Here is a 6,320-nt window from a genome sequence, read left to right on the forward strand (position 1 = left end):
AGGGCAAGAGCATATAAGTAAGGCAGGAGCGCGCAAGTAAGGCAGAAGCACGCATATAGGTCAGATGCGCGCAAGTAGGCCAGGGCGCGCGATTGAGGCAGGAGCGCGCAAGCCGCCCGATCGCAGCGGAGGGCACCCGCCAAGGAGAGGAGAGGAACGGAGGCAATGCTGGAAGCGTTGAAGCAAGCGGTATGGGAAGCCAATATGGCGCTTCCCCGGCACGGGCTGGTTACCTTTACATGGGGAAATGTAAGCGGTATCGACCGGGAAAACGGGCTGGTGGTCATCAAGCCGAGCGGCGTTCCGTACGACCGGCTGCAGCCCGAGCAGATGGTCGTTGTCGATCTGGACGGACGGATTGTGGACGGGACATTACAGCCGTCCTCCGACACTCCGACGCATGTGCGGCTGTATAAGGCGTTTGCCGCGATCGGCGGCATCGTTCATACGCATTCGCCATGGGCGACGAGCTGGGCGCAGGCCGGCCGCGGCATCCCGGTCATGGGCACGACGCATGCCGATTATTATTACGGCGAAGTGCCATGCACGAGACCGTTGACCGCGGCGGAATTGAATGGGGCGTACGAACTGGAAACCGGCAACGTCATTGTGGAAACGTTTCGGACGAGGGGAATCGATCCGGAGCAGGTTCCGGCGGTGCTTGTCCATTGTCATGCTCCGTTCTGTTGGGGGACCGATCCGGACAACGCGGTGCATAACGCGGTCGTGCTCGAGGAAGTGGCCAAAATGGCGCTCCATACGCTGGTTTTGAATCCGTCCGTCCGATCGATTGACGGCCATTTGCTTGACAGACATTATTTGCGAAAGCATGGAGACAGCGCTTACTATGGCCAAAACAGCCGGGCTTCGAAAGGAGGAACGCTGTCATGAGTTCGAAATACGCCATCGGCATCGATTACGGAACCGAATCCGGACGCGCCGTACTGGTCGATTTGGCGGACGGTACGGAAATCGCCGAGCATGTGACGCCTTACTGCCATCTTGTAATTGACGAGCGGCTGCCGGAATCCGGCATTCCGCTGGGGCGCGAGTGGGCACTGCAGCATCCGGCCGATTATGTGGAAGTGCTCGAGCGGTCCGTTCCGGCGATCATGCGGGAATCGGGAGTCGATCCCGCCGATGTCGTCGGCATCGGCATCGATTTCACGGCCTGCACGATGCTGCCTGTCGATGCCGAGGATACGCCGCTCTGTCTGCTACCCGAATATCGGGACAATCCGCACAGCTGGGTGAAGCTGTGGAAGCATCATGCGGCGCAGGACGAGGCGAATGCGATCAATGAGATTGCCCGCCGCCGGGGCGAGAAATTTCTGGCCCGATACGGCGGCAAAATATCGTCGGAATGGATGATCGCCAAAATATGGCAGGTTTTGAATGAAGCGCCCGACATATACGAGGCGGCCGACCGGTTCGTAGAGGCGACGGATTGGGTGGTGGGCCAGATGACAGGGCGGATTGTCCGCAACAGCTGCACGGCCGGATACAAGTCGATCTGGCACAAGCGGGAAGGCTACCCGTCCCGCTCATTCTTCAAGGCGCTGGATCCGAGGCTTGAGCGTCTGACGGAAACGAAGCTGCGCGGCGAGGTGCTGCCTCTCGGCTCCAGGGCGGGAGAACTGACCGCCGCAATGGCGGAACGGATCGGATTGCGCTCCGGAACCGCAGTGGCGGTCGGCAATGTCGACGCGCATGCGGCCGTGCCGGGAACCGGCGCCGTAACGCCGGGCAAGCTGGTGATGGCGATGGGCACCTCGATCTGCCATATGCTGCTCGGCACCGAGGAGAAGGAAATCGAGGGGATGTGCGGCGTCGTCGAGGACGGCATCATTCCCGGATTGTTCGGCTACGAGGCCGGTCAATCGGCGGTCGGCGATATTTTCGCCTGGTTCGCGGACGAAGCGGTGCCCGCCTATGTGCGGGAAGCGGCGGAACGGGAAGGCGTCGATGTGCATGCTTACCTGGAACGTAAGGCGGCGGCGCTAAAACCGGGCGAATCGGGGGTGCTGGCGCTGGATTGGTGGAACGGCAACCGCTCGATTCTCGTCGACACTGATTTGTCGGGTTTGTTCATCGGCTTGACGCTCGCGACGAAGCCCGAGGAGATGTACCGCGCGCTGCTGGAAGCGACGGCGTTCGGCACTCGCAAAATTATCGAGGCGTTCCAGAAAGGCGGCGTAGCCGTCGACGAGCTGTACGCCTGCGGCGGGCTGCCCCGGAAGAACCGGCTGCTGATGCAAATTTATGCCGATGTGACGAACCGGGAAATTAAAGTGGCGGCTTCCAGGCAGACGCCGGCGCTGGGAGCGGCGATGTTCGGCGCGGTAGCGGCCGGTTCCGGAAAAGGCGGCTATGACAGCATTGTGGAAGCGGCAGCGAAAATGGCCAGGGTGCGGGAGGAAACGTTCAAGCCCGATCCGGCGAATGCGGCGATTTATGACGAACTGTATGCGGAATATAACCGTCTGCACGATTATTTCGGCCGCGGAGGCAACGACGTCATGAAGCGGCTCAAGGCGATTCGGGATCGGATGCGCTCGGTGAACGAGACCGTCGAAACGCCGCCGGCCGTCAATTCGTGACGAAGACGAGAAGCAGCGGAATGCGTGGCGGGGCTGTCCCCATAAGTGAATTCTAGTAAGCGAAAAAGCATCTTCGGCCCCGCACCGGCAGGGGTTCGAAGATGCTTTCGTTCTGTTTCCGGACAGGCGTGCCGCAGCGAAAGCGCGTCAAGCGGAAGTTTTAGCGCGCAATTCCGCGATCAGCTCATCGACAGCCGCATCGAGCCTAAGCTTCAAATCGGATTCCAGCACAAAACCGCCCGCTCCGTCCGCGCCCTCGGCACGGGTTACCTGACTGTCGACGGCGTAGACGCCGCTGACGAAACGGCGGGCGCCGAGCACCGACAAAATCGGCTTCAGGCCGTACTCGATGGCGAGCAGATGCGCGATCGTACCGCCGATAAACAGCGGCATGACGATTTTGCGTTCCAAACCTTTTTGCGGCAGAAGATCCAGATACGTTTTCAGAATGCCGCTGAATGATGCCTTATAAACGGGACTTGCCACAATCACGGCATCGGCCTCCGCGACGAGGCGGTTGGCCGCTTCGATGGCGGGGCTGTCCCACCGGGCGAGAACGAGATCTTCCGCCGGCAGGGAGGACACCTGAAGGTCCGTCGCGACGATGCCGGTTTTTCTTTCAGGGCGCGCGCGACGTATGACGTCAGGCCGGAAAGTCTGGAAGCGGGGTTCGGGCTTCCGGATATGATCACTACGCTGCTCATGCTGCTTCAACTCCTTCGACAAAGCGTGTCGCAAGCAGAAACGACTCCGTCGTCCCTGTCTTTAGGACAATTAATAAATACTTTTATTTTAAAAAAAAGACCGCCAGCGGCCTGATGCCACCGGCAGTCTTGTAAGCGGCCTGATTATGAGAGGGCTGCTTCGTAGCGCTTGCCCACTTCTTCCCAGTTCACGACATTCCAGAATGCCGCGATGTAATCCGGGCGTTTGTTCTGATATTTCAAGTAATAAGCGTGCTCCCATACGTCCAGACCGAGAATCGGCGTGTCGCCTTCCATGATCGGGCTGTCCTGGTTCGGCAGGCTGTATACTTTCAGCTTGCCGTCCTTCGAAACGGCGAGCCATGCCCAGCCGCTGCCGAAGCGGGTCGTGGCCGCTTTCGTGAATTCTTCCTTGAACTTGTCGAAGCCGCCCAGCTCGCGATCGATTGCCTCAGCCAGCTTGCCGGAAGGCTTGCCGCCGCCGTTCGGTCCGATCGTGACCCAGAACAGGCTGTGGTTGGCGTGGCCGCCGCCGTTGTTGCGCACAGCCGTGCGGATCGATTCCGGTACGGCGTCGAGGTTCGCAATCAGCTCTTCGACCGATTTATTTTGCAGTTCCGGAGCCGATTCCAGCGCCGCATTCAGGTTCGTAACGTAAGTATTGTGGTGACGGCCGTGATGGATTTCCATCGTTTGGGCGTCGATATGCGGCTCGAGCGCATTCGTGGCGTAAGGCAGTGCAGGCAGTTGATGTGCCATCGATAACAACCTCCCGAATAAAGTAGTTTGTCCAAGCTCATTATGACGCAACAGTTCGAATAAATCAACACTTATGTTGCAAAAGTCGAGCGGACTTGTTTTTGCCTTGAACTAGCATGGTAATTTTTCGAACCTCTTATACGATACTGCCGAAAATGATGTCGAATCGCCGTGAAAACGCTTAAATTAAAGCGTTTACAATCAATTCGTTCAATATATTCAAACTTTTTAAGGCTTTTTTAAGATTTAAGCAGGAATTCGTCAATTTTTGTCGTATTTCTTAATTTATCAATTCTTTGACAAGCGATTAGAGAAGGGGTTTGCTCGCATGAACGTTCGTTCCTTCCAACTTTCCGATTACCGGCCGGTAACGGAGCTTCTGGAAACGGTTCTTTCAGCGGAATGCTTCGATCAGACGATGGAAGCTTTCGCGCGGCAATTGTCATGGGATAGCGATCTCGTGCTTGTTTCATTCAACCAGTCGGAAATTACAGGGGTGATTATCGGGACGATCGATAATCAGCGCGGGTACTACTATCGGGTGGCGGTACATCCCGATCATCGGAACAAAGGCATCGGAAAGTCGCTGATCCGGGCGCTCAGGAAACGTTTCGAGCAACGTAAAGTGACGAGGATCATGATTACGGCGGACGAGCACAACGTGCCGTACCTGCCCTTTTACGAATCGATGGGCTACGCGGCCGACGATTTTTTTATTCATTCCAAAAGCTGAGCATTGTTGCCGGCTGAACGTCGCTCTTCCCGGGCGAAGAAGCGCTTGTCCCGCGGCGGGAGAAGCCGGTTTGCGCATATCTTGGACGCTTATTGATGATGGCGTCCCGGATATGCTTTTTTTGTCTTGTCAGCGCTTCGGTCATCTTGGGGTGGTTTCCGTTAGCGATTTTATATATGATGGTGGGAGGGACGTCAGACCTTTATAAATGATAGCGAAAGCGAGGGGAACGCATGAACGGATCGTTCTCCGACCGCCCCGAGCGCGATTCGGAGCGCGCATCGTCCGGCTCGGCCGCTCACGGTCTGTGGGTACGTTGGTTGACGGATTGGCTGAAGACGCTGGCGATTGCGGTGACGATCGTGTTGCTGCTCCATTATTTCGTATTCAACCTGTCGACGGTGGAAGGGCAATCGATGGAGCCGACGCTCACGGACAAGGAATGGCTGTTTATCAGCAAGTTTGCCTATATAATCGGCCGCCCCGCTCTCGGGGACATCGTCATTTTACAGGACCCGACGGACATTGCCGGGCGAAAAGAACTGCTCGTCAAACGGATCGTCGGCATGCCCGGGGATACGATCGAAATTCGCGACAGCAAGCTGTACCGCAACGGCGAGCTGGTGATCGAGCCGTATACGGATTCGAAAATCGAGGACATGGATTACGGCCCGGTCGTCGTTGCTAACGGAAGCTATTTCGTAATGGGAGACAATCGCCATGCCCGGGCGAGCCGTGACAGCCGAACGTTCGGAGTCGTGCCGCTGGAAAAGATAAAAGGAAGGGCGGATTTCATATTGTGGCCGATCGACAAAATAAGTTCGTTATAGGAGCTGTTTCGATATGAAAGAAGTCGTCGTCTATACCGACGGAGCCTGCTCGGGCAATCCGGGACCCGGGGGTTGGGGAGCGATTCTGTTCTACGGAAGCCACCGGAAGGAAATATCGGGCGGAGAGAAGTCGACGACGAACAACCGGATGGAAATCCGGGCGGTGATCGAGGCGCTGAAGCTGCTGAAGGAACCTTGCCGGGTAACGGTGTACAGCGATTCCGCTTATGTCGTCAATTGCTTCAAGCAAGGATGGATTAAAGGCTGGCTTCGCAACGGGTGGAAAAACAGCAAGGGCCAGACGGTCGAAAACCGCGATCTGTGGGAAATACTGTGGGGACAGATGCAAATTCATAACGTCGACTATGTAAAAGTAAAAGGACACAGCGATAATGAATGGAACAACCGCTGCGACGAATTGGCAAGAGAAGCGATCAAGCGGCTTCCCTAGAATGGGAAGCGAATCGGCTGCTTTATTCCCTTGCATGGGGGAGTCTTGCGCTGAGGACGCCGGATGACAAGGAGGTGAGCGGCATGAGCGATACGAATGGCGGCCATAACGGCGAGGCGCCGGTCCGAAGCCGGCAATTTTGGGAATCGCTGGCGAAAGAGATGAAGCAGGCCGCGCCTTCGCTTGGCATCGACAAAATCGGGATCGCGTCCGCGGAACCGTTCCGCGCGTTGAAAGACATTT

At 57.0% G+C, this 6,320-nt stretch carries 6 protein-coding genes and 1 pseudogene; 5 read left to right on the forward strand and 2 right to left on the reverse strand.

All coding sequences use genetic code 11. From position 1 onward, the window contains the following. The first annotated feature begins 165 nt into the window (after positions 1-165). Positions 166-891, forward strand: a complete 726-nt coding sequence (gene araD, locus PACILC2_RS09155) for an L-ribulose-5-phosphate 4-epimerase (RefSeq protein WP_062496077.1) — start codon at positions 166-168, stop codon at positions 889-891. Beyond that, the gene (locus PACILC2_RS09160; RefSeq protein WP_213528614.1) at positions 888-2,600 is read left to right on the forward strand and encodes a ribulokinase; all 1,713 of its coding nucleotides are present in this window, start codon (positions 888-890) and stop codon (positions 2,598-2,600) included. The genes araD and PACILC2_RS09160 overlap by 4 nt, the downstream gene beginning before the upstream one ends. Positions 2,601-2,747: 147 nt before the next feature. Here PACILC2_RS09160 and ssuE read toward each other — a convergent pair whose 3' ends face one another. Then, on the reverse strand, positions 2,748-3,338 hold the full coding sequence (gene ssuE, locus PACILC2_RS09165) for an NADPH-dependent FMN reductase (protein WP_307860470.1): 591 nt from the start codon (positions 3,336-3,338) through the stop codon (positions 2,748-2,750). Between the two features lie 110 nt (positions 3,339-3,448). Continuing rightward, on the reverse strand, positions 3,449-4,063 hold the full coding sequence (locus tag PACILC2_RS09170) for a superoxide dismutase (protein ID WP_062496072.1): 615 nt from the start codon (positions 4,061-4,063) through the stop codon (positions 3,449-3,451). 328 nt (positions 4,064-4,391) lie between these two features. On the opposite strand from PACILC2_RS09170, the pseudogene PACILC2_RS09175 reads away from it, so the two are divergent. The 3 genes and pseudogenes from PACILC2_RS09175 to rnhA all read left to right on the forward strand — a co-directional run bounded on the left by PACILC2_RS09175 (position 4,392) and on the right by rnhA (position 6,077). Then, positions 4,392-4,813 (forward strand): annotated as a pseudogene (locus tag PACILC2_RS09175) (GNAT family N-acetyltransferase). A gap of 216 nt (positions 4,814-5,029) precedes the next feature. Beyond that, positions 5,030-5,626, forward strand: a complete 597-nt coding sequence (gene lepB, locus PACILC2_RS09180) for a signal peptidase I (protein ID WP_213528616.1) — start codon at positions 5,030-5,032, stop codon at positions 5,624-5,626. Between the two features lie 13 nt (positions 5,627-5,639). Beyond that, the gene (rnhA, locus tag PACILC2_RS09185) at positions 5,640-6,077 is read left to right on the forward strand and encodes a ribonuclease HI (protein ID WP_213528617.1); all 438 of its coding nucleotides are present in this window, start codon (positions 5,640-5,642) and stop codon (positions 6,075-6,077) included. Positions 6,078-6,320: the final 243 nt, after the last annotated feature.

This window comes from Paenibacillus cisolokensis (assembly GCF_018403665.1).
Classification (GTDB): domain Bacteria; phylum Bacillota; class Bacilli; order Paenibacillales; family Paenibacillaceae; genus Paenibacillus_AH; species Paenibacillus_AH cisolokensis.

What these genes read in the sequence shown, in the direction of transcription:
- araD (WP_062496077.1), top strand. Translation starts at nt 166, where the DNA reads ATGCTGGAAGCGTTGAAGCAAGCGGTATGGGAAGCCAATATGGCGCTT.
- PACILC2_RS09160 (WP_213528614.1), top strand. Translation starts at nt 888, where the DNA reads ATGAGTTCGAAATACGCCATCGGCATCGATTACGGAACCGAATCCGGA.
- PACILC2_RS09170 (WP_062496072.1), bottom strand. Translation starts at nt 4,063, where the DNA reads ATGGCACATCAACTGCCTGCACTGCCTTACGCCACGAATGCGCTCGAG.
- lepB (WP_213528616.1), top strand. Translation starts at nt 5,030, where the DNA reads ATGAACGGATCGTTCTCCGACCGCCCCGAGCGCGATTCGGAGCGCGCA.
- rnhA (WP_213528617.1), top strand. Translation starts at nt 5,640, where the DNA reads ATGAAAGAAGTCGTCGTCTATACCGACGGAGCCTGCTCGGGCAATCCG.